The sequence below is a fragment of the Methylovulum psychrotolerans genome, from assembly GCF_002923755.1.
Taxonomy (GTDB): Bacteria; Pseudomonadota; Gammaproteobacteria; order Methylococcales; family Methylomonadaceae; genus Methylovulum; species Methylovulum psychrotolerans.
Window position 1 is genome coordinate 382,350 of the sequence record NZ_PGFZ01000004.1, and the last position, 15,987, is coordinate 398,336.

A 15,987-nucleotide genomic window follows, 5' to 3' on the forward strand; every position below is an offset into this window, starting at 1 on the left:
CGGTTTTAGGATTAACCGAAAACTTGACCGTTCAGAGTATAAGTTTGAATCAGAATGGGCTATGGGGATAACGTGTATACAATAAAAGAAATTAAAGCTTTTGTCCGGTTTTGTGAAAAAAGTATAAGTTATAGGGTTGGACGACTCCCTTCGCAATGTAGGGCCTCCATATTAGGGAATGGCATTCATGCATTCTGGTTTAGGAGGGAGGTTAATTTTGGTGATTTAATTACCCCTTTGATATTAAATAAGTATGGGTATACTCCTATTTATACTCAACCTAACAAGGCTCGGTTGATAGCCACTGGCAGTATCCTTGAATTCCTCACGGAGGATTATTCTGGGTTAATTGTCGGTTCTGGCTTTATCTCTAAAGGAGATAACAGGCAATTTCCCCATGCAAAAATTCTATCCGTTCGAGGCGAATTAACCCGTAAACGTTTAAGCTTACCCGCCGATATAGCGTTAGGTGATTCTGGGCTTATCGCTAGTGACTTAATGCCAAAGCGGCAAAGCAAGCAATATGTTTTAGGTATAGTAGCCCACTATGCCGAAAAAAATGATGCTGTTTATCTGAAACTTCGTGCCAACTTAGGTGATGCCGTGTTATTCATTGATCCGCAAAACCAGCCATTAAAGGTATTTGATGAAATAGATCGATGCGAAAACATATTGTCATCTTCTCTACATGGTCTAATTGCGGCTGATTCAATGGGTATTCCTAACCGTTGGTTGTCATCAACTAAATTAGTTGGAGGGGAGTTCAAGTTCCATGACTATTATTCATCAATTGAGTTTTATGATACCCCAATAACGCTGTTGGGTAATGAAAGCCTTCATGAATTAATTGCACAGGTAAAACCAAAGCGATATGACATTATCCAGAGGCGAAAAGATTCAATATTGAATATTTGGGGGAATATTGGTGCTTATATCTGACCACATTCCATTTTTTTCCGTTGTTATGCCTGTTTACAATGCGGAAAACTATCTGCAAAGAAGTATAAGCTCCGTTCTTAGCCAGTCTTTTCGGGACTTTGAACTGATTGTAATAAATGATGGTTCGACAGATAACAGTCTTGCCATAATAACCGGTTTTGATAATACAAAAATTCGGCTTATTAGTCAGGATAATAGAGGTGTTAGTGCCGCTCGGAATCTGGGAATTGCTATGTCTAGAGGCCAGTGGGTAGCTTTTTTAGATGCTGATGATGAATGGGCAAATGGATTTTTAGGCAGTATTTTTTCGGCCATTGGACAATATCCTGCTAGTGGTGTTGTTTACTCGATGACGGCGACAATGATGGGATCAAAAATCATTCATTCGCGTATAAGTAAAAATAAAGAGCCATTGGCGATTGATTATTTCTCATTTGTTCTGGCGAATGGTGATGAGATGAATAGCTCTTGTGCCGTGATCCGCCGCGATGTATTTGATGTTGCAGGCGTTTTCCCAGAAGGAATTAAGCTGGGCGAAGACACAGATATGTGGATGAGGGCAGCATGGATTACTCAAGTAGTACATGTGCCTGATGTTTTAGTGACAGTCCATGCTGATGCCAGCGGCAGAAAATTAATGGATTTTCAAGAATGGGTACCATATTGGGTGTCAACCTACAATGAATGGTTACATGCAGGAAAAATTCCTCCCCAGCAAATAAAAGCCGCCCTTGAATATTATCAAAGGTTTGTTTTTGACAGATCCCTTATCTGTGCAAAGAAAGGCCTCCGTCTTAAGGCTTGCATCGGATTAAGGGACGTTACTAAGCCGATAATAGTCCATAAGAAGGTCATTATAAGGACGCTTGCTTATATTTTTCTTCCAAAATTAATGATCGAGTCATTGAGGATTATTTTTAAATGAAATCTTTTGCTCCTTACCATAGGATGAAAACGCTGTTTGTTGTTCCGACTGGGCAAGCGTTTGGATCAGAAAAAAGTTTGTTGGGGCTATTGTCGGCAGCCCGACAAATCATCCCTCATGTCATCTGCGCGCCCATCGGCCCCTTGAATACCACGTTGCAGACAATGGGAATAAACACCTATACTATTGAGTTTGGCAAATACGCATTCAAAAAACAGCCGCTTTGGCATTTAATGTTTTTAATAAAAATCATTATAATCATAAAAAAAGTAAATCCAGATGTTTTAGTCATAAATCTCGAAGGAAATACGCCATTGATTGTTTTTGCGGCTTTTTTGATGAGGGTTCCGGTTATAAGATTCAGCCGTTTTGAATTTACCCCGCCCAAGCGCTGGATTGATAAACTGTCTTGGTTAAAATGTGCGGCGGTAATTTGCCCATCAGACTACGTTTGCCAGCAGGTATTAAGTTGGGTTCCAAGCCATCATTCCCTCATTGTGCAGAGATTGTATAATCCACAGGCTATCGATAGCTCCGTCCAATGCTTGGAGGATGATACGGGCAGTAAAGGATCTTCGAAAATTATCGTTTTTCTAGGCCGCATCCACCCTGGCAAACGGGTAGATACAGTTATTCGGGCGTTACAAAGATTAAAGTTAGCGGATTTTACTATACGGTTGCTTATTGTCGGTTCTCCTGAAAAATCGGTCGAGGGAGAGGCGTATTTTCAGTCGATGGTAAGCCTTGTCAACCATCTTGGATTAGAAGACTCGGTGGATTTCCTCGGTTATAGGAATGATATTCCAGCGATTATGTCGGTTTGTGATGCGTGTGTTTTACCAAGCGAGTCTGAATCTTTCGGTCGAGTATTGGTTGAGGCTTGGGCATGTGAAGTACCCACTGTGGCCTCTAATGTGAGCGGATGCAGAGAGATTACTTTAGCATCAAAAGGGGGGTTTTTAGCCGAGGTTGGTGATGACGAGGAATTTGCAGGGTGTATCTTACAGTTGCTAGAGAATCCTCTTTTATCTAAAGAGATGGGACGGCTGGGGAAAAAATGGGTCACCGAAAACTGTAATCCTCAAATCTACGCCGAAGCTTTTGAAAACATTATTTACAGGTCTTTGAATGCTAATAAAGGCTAATATCTTATGGTAGATCGTTTCAAACTCGTTTCTGTGATCCCTTCGTTCAGTGCTGGGGGCATCGGTACAGTATGCAGATATGCGGCTGAGAGCATAGCTTGCCTATCCGATTGGGAGGTGACGTTGCTTAGCCTACATGACCCCTCAGGATCTGAGATTGATGCGGCTAGCGGTTTGCGGCTTGAAGCACTTGGGTTGCAAGAAAATTGCGCCGGACTCTTTCTCGATTGGCTATCTGCTAAGCCACAAGATATGGTGATTACCAGCGATGTATCATATATAGAGCCAGCCTTCCCCTATTTTCCGGCGACCACGAAACACATCGTGCAGCTACATGATTCAAGTCGTCAGTACCGCGAAGTTGCAATCAGAAATCGGGCATGGATTGACGGTGTCATCTGCGTGGGACAGCATATGGAAGAACCTCTTCGAACTGGCTTGGATAGCGCATCTTACCTCGGCTTGTTAAGAACAATCCACAATGGGGCTAATTTTCCTCCCTTGAAAGCTAGGCGACTTTATGATGGGCCAATACGTTTGCTTTTCATGGGTCGGGTGGATGCCCTCAAAGGTGTTTTTGATTTTATTCCTATCTTGCGGCAACTGAAAAAACGCAAAATTCCCGTGGTTTTGAGTATTGTTGGCGGGGAAAATAACGCATTGCGTCAGCGTTTGATCTATGCAGATATCGATGAAATGGTTCAATGGCATGGGCGACTACCACATGATCAGTGTTATTCAATTGCTGCGGAGTCAGATATTTTCATGATGTGTAGCCGTAAGGAACCTTTTGGAATGGTTACCGTGGAAGCTATGAGTATGGGCTGTTTGCCGATTGCTTATGACACACCTTCCGGAAGTAAGGAAATCATCGAGCATGGCAAAAGCGGTTTATTAGTGCCGCTCGGCGATTATTGTGCCTGGGCGGCTGCTATAGAAAACCTTTATCATGACCAAAAATACCTGGAAAAACTTTCTGCCGGAGCCATTGAGCGTGCGCGTACTGACTTCACGTCAGTTGTAATGGCGGAAAACATGATTCGCTTTATCGAAGATGTAAAGCTACATGCCGATGCTTATCCCTCGCTACGCGAAAAGGGAAAGCCATTAGATAATCAATCAGGTCAGGTATCGAGAAAAAGTTTACGTCAGAGAATACCCCAAAGTTTGCGGTTATGGCTGCGCAATCAGGTGTATTCGTACCCGAAATTTTCATTTTGGCTATTAAGCCGATAAGTAGGGCTATGTTATCCGTACCGAATACAAGATGGCTACAACCATGACCGCTAAACAGTGTCATTTTTATTGGCTCGATTGGGTAAGGTTCATTGCCGCGTTCATGGTTGTCGCCATTCATGCGCGTGGTGGCGTATGGCTTGATTGGGGGCGGCTTCAGGCGGGTTCGCGGACATTGCTTTCCGCAATTTTTTTTGCTGTTACCCGTGCCGGAACCGAATGGGTGCTGGTGTTTTTTATCTTAAGCGGATTTTTAGTGGGTGGAAAGCTGATTGAACGGTTGGAAAACAACACTTTTGATCTACGGGTTTATATGATAGATCGGATTACCAGAATTTGGGTTCCGTTGTTGCCGGCGCATATTTGGGCGGCTTATGTGGCGTACATGGCGGAAAAATCACTTTCATGGCGTGAATTGTTCGGAAGCCTTATCGGTTTGCAAGGGATATTCACTAGGGCTTTCGCCGAAAACTATCCCTTATGGTCGCTGGCCTATGAAATATGGTTTTATTTTTTAGGTGGCTGTTTGGCCATTTGGCTCCGTTCCGCTTCTAGACTGCGGATTTTGGCTGGCTTCGGCATTGTTGTGGGGATGGCGATATTTACCCAATTGAATGTCGTATTTTTGTTTGCATGGATTCTTGGCGCATCAACGTATTGGATGTGTCACGAAAAATCAAATACGGGACTTGGGGTACTGGGTTGTTTTTTAATCGTTGTAGGGTTTGCGCTGTCCCAAGTCCGCTCTGCATCGGTATCGGTAGATTTATCCGCATGGCTGCAATATGTGCCTTCAAGCAACGTAGCTATGCTGGTACTATCGTTAGGGATCGCCTTGGTATTCCCTATTTTGACCCAACTTAGGCCGAAATCGAAATTTGGCGGGCAGATTAATGCGGTGGGAGGGAAGTTTGCTGCATTTTCTTATACGCTCTACTTGACACACTATCCGTCGCTTTATCTTTGGGAACACTATATGCCTGGCCGATATGACGCAATTGATTGCCAATCGGCCTTATGGTATGGGCTAAGGATTGTGTCCTGCCTTATTCTGGGGTGGTTGTTTTATTTGCCATTCGAAAGGCAAACACCGCAGGTACGCAATGTTTTAATGAGCATCAAATACGGTAACCAGAAAATGTGAACTCTTATGAATAATAACCATGCAAACTGGTTTTGCGCGCAGATGGGAGCCCGCGAACACTATGCGGTTCCGCGTTCCCTTAGTGCAAAAGGGGCTTTAAGTCGGCTGATGACCGATTACTGGTCAGATGGCCTTACCCGCTCGCTTGCTAACGCTTTGCCGAGTAAATTGATAAACTCGCTCGCCCAACGTTTTCATCCCGGTATTCCCGGTGAGCTTATTCATTCATGGAATTTGCAGGCTATCTCATGGGATGCCAAAATTAAAATGATGACATTAACCGGAGGCGTTACAGGGCGTTATTTGGGATATTGTAAAGTGGGTAAGCAATTTGGTGATGCGGTTATTCGCCGTATGGATAGCGGCAGGGATTTGCCAAAGGGGAGTCTCTTTTTTGGGTATGATACCTGTAGTTTGGAGATAATGCGGCATCTCAAAAAGTCTGGTGTTGTTTGTATTCTTGACCAGATTGATCCCTGCCAAGTGGAAATCGAATTGGTGTATGACGAACAACAGGCATGGCCGGGCTGGCAAAGCTATGATTTGACAGTTCCCGATGAATTTTATCAACGGCATCAGGATGAATGGGCATTGGCGGACAGCATTGTCGTAAATTCACATTTTAGCCGTGAGGCTCTGGTCAGGCAGGGAGTCAACCGTAACAAAATTTGTGTCGTTCCGCTCAGTTATGAAATGGTCGGATACCCGGAAGTAAGGAAAAATATCAATTTTGAATCTAGGCAGTACATATTAAAACACGGCTTCTCAACCAATAGGCCTTTGCGTGTGTTGTTTCTTGGTCAAATCATGCTAAGGAAGGGCATACAATACCTTATGAAAGCGGCCGAATTGCTTAAAAATTACCCAGTCGTTTTTGATATTGTCGGTCCTTTATATATTTCCGACAAGGCCATGGCAACGGCAAGTAGAAATGTTCGTTTTCATGGGCGCGTTACCAGAAATGAAATTGGTGGATGGTACCGTAATGCCGATGCGTTTATTTTACCAACCCTTTCCGATGGTTTTGCTATTACGCAACTTGAAGCAATGGCTTATGGTTTGCCGGTTATCACTACGGCAAACTGTGGGGACGTAGTTACGGATGGCATTGACGGGTTTATTGTGCCTACACGCGATCCTGAAGCAATAGTGCGGGTAATTTGCCAGTATCTGGAGCAACCCCATAATCTGGAAAATCATCGGGAAGCAGCACTCTGTAAATCCAAAACATTTTCTCTCAGTCGGATCGGCGATGACTTACTGTCATTGGAGCGGGCTATTTTAGGCCAATATGTTTTGAAAGGTGTGTATTATGCTTAACACATTATTCGTACTGCCTTTAGAATACTGGGTAGCCTGCATATTGCTCGTGGCCGGTTTTTTTTGGAGTGCTGTGAATGTCAAAAATGGTATAGGTGTGCCTATGGCTGTTGTCTTAGCGACAGTATCGGTTTGGTACATGGTTGATGTAATTTATAACGATTACGAAACAACTTATATGCAGATGTTTCCAATAGAAATTTTGGCGGTTGCTTGGTGGCAGGTTATTATATTTCTTTTAGTGTTTTTATTTTTCGCCCCTATTTTTCATTTTCAAATAAATAGGCGCTATTTGACGAGCCGAAGTCAAATTATTAAGTATTTTAAAACACAGAGCAATGACCCTGAGTTTCAGTTAAACCTTACGGTTTTGTTCCGTTTGGTGCTTTCGGTATGGTGGGGGTTGTTGGTCGTTGCCATTTTCAGGTATCAGGAAAATGTTTTCTTTTTCCTTTTCCCCTATCTTGGTAAACATCCGGGTCCTTGGCTTATTTCTGGGGTTGGAGGGGGCATACAAAGCTTATTCGCATTGGCAACCAATTTACACATGCTTGTAGGCTCAGTTTTTGGCGTGATTGCGGCTCTGTCAAGAGATAAGCGAGTTCGGAGGCTTGCTTTGTTGGGCATCCTGTTATCATGGCCGCTTTATTTCTTTGACAGAACCCGTAGTTACATTCTTTTAATTGTCATCCCTGGTGTGTTGGCGTGGGTTTTTCTTCGACTTAGGGGGGGGCTGTTAAAGAAGTTGGTGGTGCTTGCGCTTGTTTACATGTTTATCAATGCTTGGTTTGGTTTTATTATCGCCACCCGTGTAGACGGTACGATTACAAATGCAATTTTGGATGGTAAGTTTTCATTGATGCAAGCTAGCGAAGAACACCATCAGGGGTTGAATATGTTCGAGGAATTGTCTTGGATTGTGAAGATAACTGAAAATGGCACGTTCCATCCTGAAATAGGTGAAAATTATTTTGCAAATTTGGTAAACGTCATCCCTCGCAATTTCTGGCCCTCAAAACCTACCATTGGCCTTGATTATGCAATTGCTCGGGGACTAGGAGATTCTGGTAATGACGCAGGGGTTGCCGCAACCCTTTCTGAAGGATTAATAGGCCAAGGGGTAGTGAACTTTGGAGTCTATTGGGGTTCTGCATTTGCCGCGCTTCTAATGAGCTTATGGGTCTGTTTGCTGGCACGAATTGATCTTATGAGGGGAAAAATCGGATATCTTCCACTGTTCGGCTTAGGCTTAATCCTCACGTTCAATCTTGGCCGTGATATTACGTTTCTAAGCCTATATCCGTTTGTTTTTGGTTATATCATTCTCTGGTGGGTCAATAAGCGTAGAAAACGCAAAATGCTATAGCATCCGAGAACCGCAATTTAAATGCAAAAATCACCGATGCGTTGGCAAAATGCCCATTGAATGATCTGAAGAATAGCTTTCAATCGGACAGGTTTTATACATGATAACTAACGGAAAACCATGAAGCTTGTTTTTTGGCACAATATCATCAGCCCACATCAGTCGCCTGTTGTGAGGGAGCTTGCGAACGCCGGACATGATGTACTCTTGGTTACTTTCGAAGACATGTCTGAAGATAGGCGGCAACTTGGATGGGATATACCCTTGCTAGCTCCGGCTCGAATCCTTCTTTGTCCGAAACTTAGCCAAGTCGATAACATTGTCAGGGAAAGCCCGCCTGATGCTATTCATATCATAGCTGGAGCCAGAGCGGTGCCTCTCGGAGCCAAAGTTGCAATCAGTTGCCATACAATTGGCCGCAGAATGGGGATTATTACCGAGTCTCCCGATCCGCGCGGTCTGGGCGGCCTATTGCGCAGATTGAAGTATGGTTGGGAGCGGCTTTATATAGGCGGCCATTTTGATTTCATTTTAGCGATGGGGCAGCAAGGTGTAGAGTGGTTTAGGCTGTGTGGCTATCCAAGCGAGCTAATTTTCCCTTATTCATATGTTACGGAGCCGCAACCCGTAAGTCCGGCACAGGAGGCGCACCGACGGTTCCGATTTATATTTGTTGGCCGTCTTGTCCACTTGAAAGGTTTGGATATTTTATTAAAGGCCCTGAAGAATATTCCTGATGTCGAGTTACTGGTAATCGGTGATGGGCCAGAGAGAAAATCGCTCGAAGATTTGGCGGCTAAATGTAAAATCGTAAGTCAAATTCGCTGGATGGGGCAAATGCAGAATAAGCAAACTCTCGCCTATCTTGCCGATGCTGATGTGCTAGTTTTGCCAAGCAGAAAAGATGGTTGGGGAGCCGTTGTCAATGAAGCCTTGATGGCAGGAATTCCTGTTATCTGTAGCAGTGCCTGCGGTGCCTCTGATTTAATATGCCATTCATGGCTGGGGACAGTTTTTCCGGCCAACCACGAAGTGTCACTTAAAGAGGCTTTATTGGCATGGAGCCAAAAAGGGGTGATGAATGCCGAACAGAAGCAAAAGGTAAAACGTTGGGCGCAGTGCATTGAAGGTAGGGCTATTGCCAGATATTTGGAAGAGATATTAGCCCATGTTTATGAAGATAAATCTCGGCCTGAAGTGCCTTGGCGAGAATAGGGGATTAAATATGATCGATTCAGAAAGTAAAATTTTGCAACAGTATTATAGCAAAACAGCACATGATTATGATGCACTGCACGTCAGCATAGACGAAAAAGATGAGCACTTTTTAGCTTTAGCATTTATGGTGGCGGCATCGGGGTTATTAGGCATAAAATCAATTTTGGACATTGGATCCGGTACCGGAAGAGCCATAAAATATGTCAAACAACATGCGCCCGATATCCTTATTGTTGGTATTGAACCTGTAGAAGAGCTTCGTTCCATTGGCTATCAAAAGGGTATAGCTGAGGAAGAGTTAATTGAAGGCGATGCTACTAACTTAGCATATTCAGATGCATCCTTCGATTTGGTTTGTGCGTTTGGTGTGTTGCACCATATTAAATACCCCGAATTGGCCGTATCGGAAATGCTGCGAGTCGCTAAAAAGGGGATATTTATTTCAGACTCAAACAATTTTGGCCAGGGTTCAGTTTTGTCAAGAACCGTTAAGCAAATTATTAATGAAGTAGGATTATGGAAAGTTGCTGACTTTATAAAAACCTTGGGAAAAGGATATACTCTTTCAGAAGGTGACGGATTAGCGTATTCATATTCAGTATTTAATAACTACAATCAAATACAGAAAGCTTGCAACAACATTCATATATTGAATACTAAAACAGGTTCTGCAAATCTTTATCGGACTGCCAGCCATATAGGATTGTTAGGCATAAAAAATGAATAAGACCCGTTCCGCACTTAACGCATCTCATCTATTCACAGATGAGATCAGGATAAGGTTTGTCCTTCCTCCAAAATCCCAGCATATTGCAGGGATAAAACTTGCCGTAGACGGTTTGTTCGAATCCCTTCAACAGCGAGGGATTGCCGTTCACCAAGGTGGGGATATTACTGATACGGCAGCTTTACATCATTTTCATGGCTTGTGGCAGCCATCGCATAGCTGGTTGGCTACCCGTCTCCGACGGCTTGGCCGGCCTTATGTGGTATCGCCGCACGGTATGTTGGAACCATGGGCATTACGCCACCGCAGTTGGAAAAAACAGCCTTATTTCAAATTAATAGAACGGCAATATCTTGAAAGTTCGCAAGCCCTTTTTGTAACAAGCGATATGGAGGCTAAGCATTTAGTCACTATGATTTCGCATCCTCAGGTTGAAAATCTTCGCATCGGCTGTCAAGATCGGCATCGGCCTGACTATATGGCGGCAAGAACGGCATTGAATTGGAAAAAAGATGAACGAATTTTGCTATTTCTTTCCCGTATTGATGTAAAAAAAGGCCTTGATATGCTTATTCAAGCCATAGCAATTAGCCAGTTCAAGGAAAAATGGCGACTGGTGATTGTGGGTGACGGTGACCCTGCTTATGTAGAGTCACTAAAGTCCACTGTGGCCTCCCTGGGAAATAACATGCCCATCATTGAATGGATAGGGCCGGTTTGGGGTAAAGCGCGGTGGGTTTATCTTCAAGGGGCAGATTTGTTTTGCTTACCAACGCATTCTGAAAATTTTGGCTTGGCGGTGCTTGAGGCACTTCATGTAGGTACGCCTGTATTGACTACCGAACAAACACCATGGGTGGAATATCGCGATAAAGAGGGTTTTTTTATAGCCAAACCAGAAGTTTCGAGTATTCATGAAACGCTGTCAGCGGCATTTGCAAGTTTTCAATTAGGCTGGTCATCTGTTGATCGGGAATCTCTTGCCGATTGGACAGACAAGAAATTTTCTTGGCCATCAATTATCGATTCATATATCAATGCCTATGAACAGCTTATTAGAAAGTAACAGGTTTATTGTGCTTAGATTTGATTCCGTGTTGTGCCATCTTTATTGGTTTGTACAAACTATTTACGGGTTGCTCTTACTTATCATAGGTTCTATTTTCTGACCTCTTTTTGAAAGGCACATGGTGTTAGTGCATAAATTAATAATTATTTGATTTTGAATGATAAATTTTTCGATCAAAAACTACTGATTTTTAATGAAAACAATTTTTTATCATGGACTTATAAACCGCCGTCAAGGCAGGCTATTTTATTTTATCAGGAAGAGGGTTAAGAAAACCATTGCAATGGTTTGACATATTAACATAACTATTACCTAGCTAAACAAAATGTATCTTGATTTATACGAAAATAGTAATTTTAAACGTGGTGCTTCGCGTATTAAGGAAGTGTTCTGGCTTTTAAGTGGGGATATGTTTTTAGCGGGTTCGCTTCCAGGATCTTTTTGGCGGGTAGGGTTACTGCGATTATTTGGCGCAAAAATTGGTGTTGGCGTTGTAATCAAACCGAAATTACGCGTGAAATTTCCCTGGCGGCTGAACATCGGAAATTACTGTTGGTTAGGTGAAAGTGTATGGATCGACAATCTAGCCGAAGTAAATCTTGGAGACCATATATGTATCTCACAAGGAGCCTATTTTTGTACAGGAAGTCATGACTGGGGCAAACAGAGTTTTGATCTGATCGTTAAACCGATTAATGTTGCATCACATTCCTGGATTGGTGCCATGAGCCGGGTCGGCCCAGGAGTGACTATAGGCGAAGGGACTGTATTAACGTTTGGTAGTGTAGCTACACGAGCCCTGGCTCCATGGTCAATTTGTAGTGGCAATCCTGCCATCGAAATCAAAAAGCGGTCAATGGTGAAAAGATAGTTTCACTCAACACGGGTAAATATTGTGGCTCACCTTCTCAATTTTACTCAAGTTTATTGAGGGATAACACCTATGGCTTATCCTTAAGCGGAGCCATATACAATTTCAGCCCCTTATTGCAGCCAGTCAGTGCCACAAGTAAACGGAGTCCAGTTTGAAAATTTCCCTCATCACTTCAGTTTATAATAACCAAGAAACCATCGCCGAAGCCATCGGTTCGGTGCTGTCACAGACGTACCCGAACATTGAATATATCATTATCGACGGCGGCTCCACCGATGGTACGGTGAATATTGTCAGATCTTACCAAGACCAACTGGCCGCGTTTGTTTCCGAACCGGATCGGGGCATTTACGACGGCCTCAATAAAGGCATAAGGTTGGCGACGGGGGATGTCATCGGTTTTTTGCATTCGGATGATTTGTATCAAGATAACAAGGTGATTGCAAAAGTCGCCCAAGCCTTTACTGATAATCCTGTCGATTCCGTATACGGTGACCTGACCTATATCGATAAAAATGATCCTACGAAAATTATCCGCTATTGGCAGAGCGGTCTGTTTTCCTTGAAGAAGCTGCGCTATGGTTGGATGCCGCCCCATCCGACTTTTTTTGTCAAACGGGACATCTACGAACGCTATGGTATGTTTGACACTAGTTTTAAAATTGCCGCCGATTATGATTTGATTTTGCGTTTTTTAGGTAAAAACCGAATTTCAACGTACTATATCCCTAGCGTCTTAATCAAAATGCGGTTAGGTGGGGCAAGCAATAAAAATTGGAAAAATGTATTACTAAAAAGCACAGAATATCTTCAAGTCATGAAAAATAATGACATAGGTAGTGTATTAAGTTTGCTGATCAAAAACCTTTCAAAGCTACAACAATTTTTTATAAAAAAACCTTAAGAATTAAACTGTCGTTATATCGGGTTAAGATAAAACCCTAACTTACCGTTAACGTCTATGTTGTTATCCTCTTGAAAGTTTCTGATTGCCATAGATTAAGCCAGAAATGAGATTTTATATCGGTTTTAAACGTCCCATTATCAGCTCAACCAGTATAGTTCTGTAACGGAGTAGCACTTCGTGGAGTTAGGTAGGCATGAATGAGACATTTTCGATTGTCGATAGGCTAATAATAGAATGACGACGAAATGTTGGGCTTATCATTCTGCAAATAATTTTCTAACTCGGTTGCCTCGTCAGTTCTGACCCTGAATTTGACCAGCGTATTAGGACCAAAGGTAGAACTGATAGCGACATCGGCGGCATCGCGGCCACGCGCTATCAATACCCGTCCAATTCTGGGCGTATTGTTACGCGCATCGAATGTGTACCAACAGCCATCAAGGTAAGCCTCAAACCAACCGGCAAAATCCATCACGCCAGGCAACGGCGCTATACCTATATCACCTAAGTAGCCTGTGCAGTAGCGAGCGGGGATATTCATGCAACGGCAAAAGGTGATGGCAAGATGGGCGTAATCACGGCAAACGCCGGCTTTTTCCTGAAAGGCTTCCCAAGCCGTCTTAGTGCGACGGGCATGTTGATAACCAAAGGCAATATGTTGGTTAACATAATCGCAGATGGTTTGGACACGCATCCATCCCGTCGGGGCTTTGTCAAACAATTGCCACGCTATTTCAGACAGGCGGTCGGTTTCGCAATAGCGGCTCCCCAACAGAAACACCAACGTCTCGTCTGGCAAAGCTTCTACTGGCATTTGTTTTGCGTGTGGGACAAAACTATCCGTTTGCCCTGTATCACGGATAACCGCATTGGCGGACAGCCGCAACTGGCCTTTAGGGGCGACGATGCGGCTGCACCAGTTGCCATAACTGTCATGATACGCGGTAATTGGTATGGGTGGGTCGGTGATCATGTTGTCAGGAATAATTAAATCTGAGACGCGTGTGTGATGCACATTCAAGGTCAGGATCATTGGGGTCGGCTGCGGACAGTCGTAAATTACTTCATAGCCTATATTGATTTTCATGGTGATTGCCCTTAATTGATTGCAAAACTAGCCTGAGGCAAGTTCTAATGTATTGATTAGCTTATGAGGATGTTCCGTAACATTGGCTCACAAGGGTTTGTCCTAACGATTCGATAAGGACTTTGCGTAGGTTTGGCCAAGCTTGACCTGCCCTGATAACATGCTTCTGATTGATTTCCAGCTCAATGCCCAGGTAGGTTCCGGGCGGCATTTGTTGGCGTAACCAAGAGGTCAAGCCATCGCCTTTTCCTAAATAAGGGTAATTGCGGCGGACTTTTAAATCAGGTGCGCATCGCTTGAGCGCGAACTGCCAACGCCCGCACAAATCCGCTTCCCCTGGTCGGGCAGGATCGTACAGCAAGCCTATATCGGCGGTGCGTATTTTGCCGTTTAATTCGGGCGTAAAGCTATGCGACGAAACATGAATCACCAGCCCATGATAGGCAATCCCCTGCCTGACCAAACGTTCCACTTGCTCGCGGTAGGGTTGGTAATAGTATTGCAAAATTTCCTGCCGCGCAGCCACTGAAAGGCGACGGATCACCTCTGCATGGAGGCGCGGATGACCGACAGAACGGTTCAAGTCAACCAACAAGCGGCTAACAGTGGCCGCCACTAGCGGCGCAGATAATGCTGTTGCCAGTTCTTTTGCCATCAGCAACGCACCGAAATCAAAGCCACAATGGGTTGCCAATTGCGCTTGATAGCTATGGAAAAAATCCTGATACGGTAGGGGGATTAAGTTGCCGCCATGCTCGCAAGTCACCACAAAGCCTTGGCTGATACAGTCTGTTACCGATTTATCCATGGCCTCAGTTTGTGGTTTTATAGCCAAGGCTTTCACCAATCCAAATTGGGCAGGCGGTTGAATACCTCCCGCGTACCTTCAGTCCATTGCTTACCCAAGGTACTGAAGTAGTCATCCCCCACCTCAAAGCGGCGGCGCATCTGCACCTCAAGGCTATCACGCCGATAACAAACTAAATCAATCGGCATACCGACAGATAAATTACTGCTCATTGTTGAGTCAAAAGACACGAGGACAGACTTTGCGGCATTGTTCAGAGACGTTGAGCGGGTAATGACCCGATCAATAATCGGCTTCCCGTATTTGGTCTCCCCTGTTTGGAAGTAAGGTGTTTCAACGCTAGCCTCGATAAAGTTGCCCTGCGTATAAATTCGGAACAGGCGGGGCGGTTCACCTTTGACCTGCCCCCCCAATATGAACGAGGCGTTAAAACTGATCGCACTTGCGGCCAAATGTTGGCCATCACGACGGTTAATGTCACGCATGGCATCCGACACCTGTATGGCCACATCGAAAAGTGTTTTCGCGCTCCAGAGATTAGGTTCGTCGTTATTTTCATTCCGCTGCTTCAATACGCTGACCACCGCTTGTGTCCCTGCCAAATTGCCCGAACTTAATAGCACAATGACGCGGTCAGCAGCGCGTTCAAACACTGTCATTTTACAAAAGCTCGCAATATCATCGACACCCGCATGAGTGCGCGAATCCGATGCAAATACTAGCCCCGTGTCGAGCATGATGCCTATACAGTAAGTCATGGATAAATTAGTCGGTTAAGTCATTGAGAGATCGGCTCTATAACCCTTAAAGAAAAAAGATGGGCAGAGTCGGTTGGGATTTTGTTGTCATTTTACCCCTTACTCAAGGATTGTCTGTGTGCTATCTAACATTGTGTGAGTTTAAGATGGAGGCTTGTAAAAACGCTTTTGTCGCAAAATTTACCGCATCTGCCTTATCCTACAACGGCAAACCATCTATTGCCTGATTATGCCCATCTGGCATTAGCTGCGCCCGTAGGACGCTGAGCTCAGCATAAGCTATAGCGTCATAATAAGCCGCTTTCCGGCATCATATCCCATTAAAAACACAAGGTTATTCCTGCGGCAACGTCTATGCTTGCCGAAAAATTGCCCGACTTTGTCATAAAAGCACCAAAACAGGCTATTTAATTACTGGCTAATATAATAAATAATCTTTATTTTTCAAAAAATTATATATTTCC

15 protein-coding genes are annotated in these 15,987 nt (G+C 44.0%); 12 read left to right on the top strand and 3 right to left on the bottom strand.

All coding sequences use genetic code 11. The features are described from left to right. Positions 1–72: 72 nt before the first annotated feature. From AADEFJLK_RS11600 to AADEFJLK_RS11655, 12 genes are all read left to right on the top strand, one after another. Entirely contained in the window at positions 73–939 is an 867-nt protein-coding gene (locus tag AADEFJLK_RS11600) for a polysaccharide pyruvyl transferase family protein (protein WP_170065093.1), read from the top strand. After that, a complete protein-coding gene (locus AADEFJLK_RS11605; RefSeq protein ID WP_170065094.1) occupies positions 926–1,864 on the top strand; it encodes a glycosyltransferase family 2 protein in 939 nt (312 codons plus the stop codon). The genes AADEFJLK_RS11600 and AADEFJLK_RS11605 overlap by 14 nt, the downstream gene beginning before the upstream one ends. Beyond that, the gene (locus tag AADEFJLK_RS11610) at positions 1,861–3,009 is read left to right on the top strand and encodes a glycosyltransferase family 4 protein (RefSeq protein WP_103974374.1); all 1,149 of its coding nucleotides are present in this window, start codon (positions 1,861–1,863) and stop codon (positions 3,007–3,009) included. Before AADEFJLK_RS11605 ends, AADEFJLK_RS11610 begins: the two co-directional genes overlap by 4 nt. A 6-nt stretch (positions 3,010–3,015) precedes the next feature. Next, positions 3,016–4,245, top strand: coding sequence for a glycosyltransferase family 4 protein (locus AADEFJLK_RS11615; protein ID WP_103974375.1), 1,230 nt, complete (start codon positions 3,016–3,018; stop codon positions 4,243–4,245). A 43-nt stretch (positions 4,246–4,288) separates the two neighbouring features. After that, positions 4,289–5,389, top strand: coding sequence for an acyltransferase family protein (locus AADEFJLK_RS11620; RefSeq protein ID WP_170065095.1), 1,101 nt, complete (start codon positions 4,289–4,291; stop codon positions 5,387–5,389). Positions 5,390–5,395: 6 nt separating this feature from the next. Continuing rightward, complete coding sequence (locus tag AADEFJLK_RS11625; RefSeq protein ID WP_103974377.1) at positions 5,396–6,709, top strand: glycosyltransferase family 4 protein; 1,314 nt, start codon at positions 5,396–5,398, stop codon at positions 6,707–6,709. Beyond that, positions 6,702–8,075, top strand: coding sequence for a hypothetical protein (locus AADEFJLK_RS11630; protein WP_103974378.1), 1,374 nt, complete (start codon positions 6,702–6,704; stop codon positions 8,073–8,075). The genes AADEFJLK_RS11625 and AADEFJLK_RS11630 overlap by 8 nt, the downstream gene beginning before the upstream one ends. 120 nt (positions 8,076–8,195) lie before the next feature. Then, positions 8,196–9,290: a glycosyltransferase family 4 protein gene (locus tag AADEFJLK_RS11635; protein ID WP_103974379.1), complete on the top strand. Its 1,095-nt coding sequence runs from the start codon at positions 8,196–8,198 to the stop codon at positions 9,288–9,290. Positions 9,291–9,300: 10 nt separating this feature from the next. Continuing rightward, positions 9,301–10,020: a class I SAM-dependent methyltransferase gene (locus AADEFJLK_RS11640; RefSeq protein ID WP_211299204.1), complete on the top strand. Its 720-nt coding sequence runs from the start codon at positions 9,301–9,303 to the stop codon at positions 10,018–10,020. Beyond that, positions 10,013–11,086, top strand: coding sequence for a glycosyltransferase (locus AADEFJLK_RS11645; RefSeq protein ID WP_103974381.1), 1,074 nt, complete (start codon positions 10,013–10,015; stop codon positions 11,084–11,086). The genes AADEFJLK_RS11640 and AADEFJLK_RS11645 overlap by 8 nt, the downstream gene beginning before the upstream one ends. 328 nt (positions 11,087–11,414) lie before the next feature. Then, on the top strand, positions 11,415–11,960 hold the full coding sequence (locus AADEFJLK_RS11650) for a WcaF family extracellular polysaccharide biosynthesis acetyltransferase (RefSeq protein WP_103974382.1): 546 nt from the start codon (positions 11,415–11,417) through the stop codon (positions 11,958–11,960). A 154-nt stretch (positions 11,961–12,114) separates the two neighbouring features. Then, positions 12,115–12,867, top strand: coding sequence for a glycosyltransferase family 2 protein (locus AADEFJLK_RS11655; RefSeq protein ID WP_103974383.1), 753 nt, complete (start codon positions 12,115–12,117; stop codon positions 12,865–12,867). Between the two features lie 226 nt (positions 12,868–13,093). Here the strand turns inward: AADEFJLK_RS11655 and AADEFJLK_RS11660 are convergent, their stop codons facing one another. From AADEFJLK_RS11660 to AADEFJLK_RS11670, 3 genes are all read right to left on the bottom strand, one after another. Further along, the gene (locus AADEFJLK_RS11660) at positions 13,094–13,957 is read right to left on the bottom strand and encodes a transglutaminase-like domain-containing protein (protein ID WP_103974384.1); all 864 of its coding nucleotides are present in this window, start codon (positions 13,955–13,957) and stop codon (positions 13,094–13,096) included. Between the two features lie 61 nt (positions 13,958–14,018). Then, positions 14,019–14,792: an N-formylglutamate amidohydrolase gene (locus AADEFJLK_RS11665; RefSeq protein ID WP_249028027.1), complete on the bottom strand. Its 774-nt coding sequence runs from the start codon at positions 14,790–14,792 to the stop codon at positions 14,019–14,021. 5 nt (positions 14,793–14,797) lie between these two features. Beyond that, positions 14,798–15,523, bottom strand: a complete 726-nt coding sequence (locus AADEFJLK_RS11670; RefSeq protein ID WP_103974385.1) for a proteasome-type protease — start codon at positions 15,521–15,523, stop codon at positions 14,798–14,800. Positions 15,524–15,987 lie beyond the last annotated feature (464 nt).

Excerpts from the sequence above, each read along its gene's own strand:
- AADEFJLK_RS11610 (WP_103974374.1), top strand. The coding sequence starts at position 1,861 with ATGAAATCTTTTGCTCCTTACCATAGGATGAAAACGCTGTTTGTTGTT.
- AADEFJLK_RS11615 (WP_103974375.1), top strand. The coding sequence starts at position 3,016 with ATGGTAGATCGTTTCAAACTCGTTTCTGTGATCCCTTCGTTCAGTGCT.
- AADEFJLK_RS11620 (WP_170065095.1), top strand. The coding sequence starts at position 4,289 with ATGACCGCTAAACAGTGTCATTTTTATTGGCTCGATTGGGTAAGGTTC.
- AADEFJLK_RS11625 (WP_103974377.1), top strand. The coding sequence starts at position 5,396 with ATGAATAATAACCATGCAAACTGGTTTTGCGCGCAGATGGGAGCCCGC.
- AADEFJLK_RS11630 (WP_103974378.1), top strand. The coding sequence starts at position 6,702 with ATGCTTAACACATTATTCGTACTGCCTTTAGAATACTGGGTAGCCTGC.
- AADEFJLK_RS11635 (WP_103974379.1), top strand. The coding sequence starts at position 8,196 with ATGAAGCTTGTTTTTTGGCACAATATCATCAGCCCACATCAGTCGCCT.
- AADEFJLK_RS11640 (WP_211299204.1), top strand. The coding sequence starts at position 9,301 with ATGATCGATTCAGAAAGTAAAATTTTGCAACAGTATTATAGCAAAACA.
- AADEFJLK_RS11645 (WP_103974381.1), top strand. The coding sequence starts at position 10,013 with ATGAATAAGACCCGTTCCGCACTTAACGCATCTCATCTATTCACAGAT.
- AADEFJLK_RS11650 (WP_103974382.1), top strand. The coding sequence starts at position 11,415 with ATGTATCTTGATTTATACGAAAATAGTAATTTTAAACGTGGTGCTTCG.
- AADEFJLK_RS11660 (WP_103974384.1), bottom strand. The coding sequence starts at position 13,957 with ATGAAAATCAATATAGGCTATGAAGTAATTTACGACTGTCCGCAGCCG.
- AADEFJLK_RS11670 (WP_103974385.1), bottom strand. The coding sequence starts at position 15,523 with ATGACTTACTGTATAGGCATCATGCTCGACACGGGGCTAGTATTTGCA.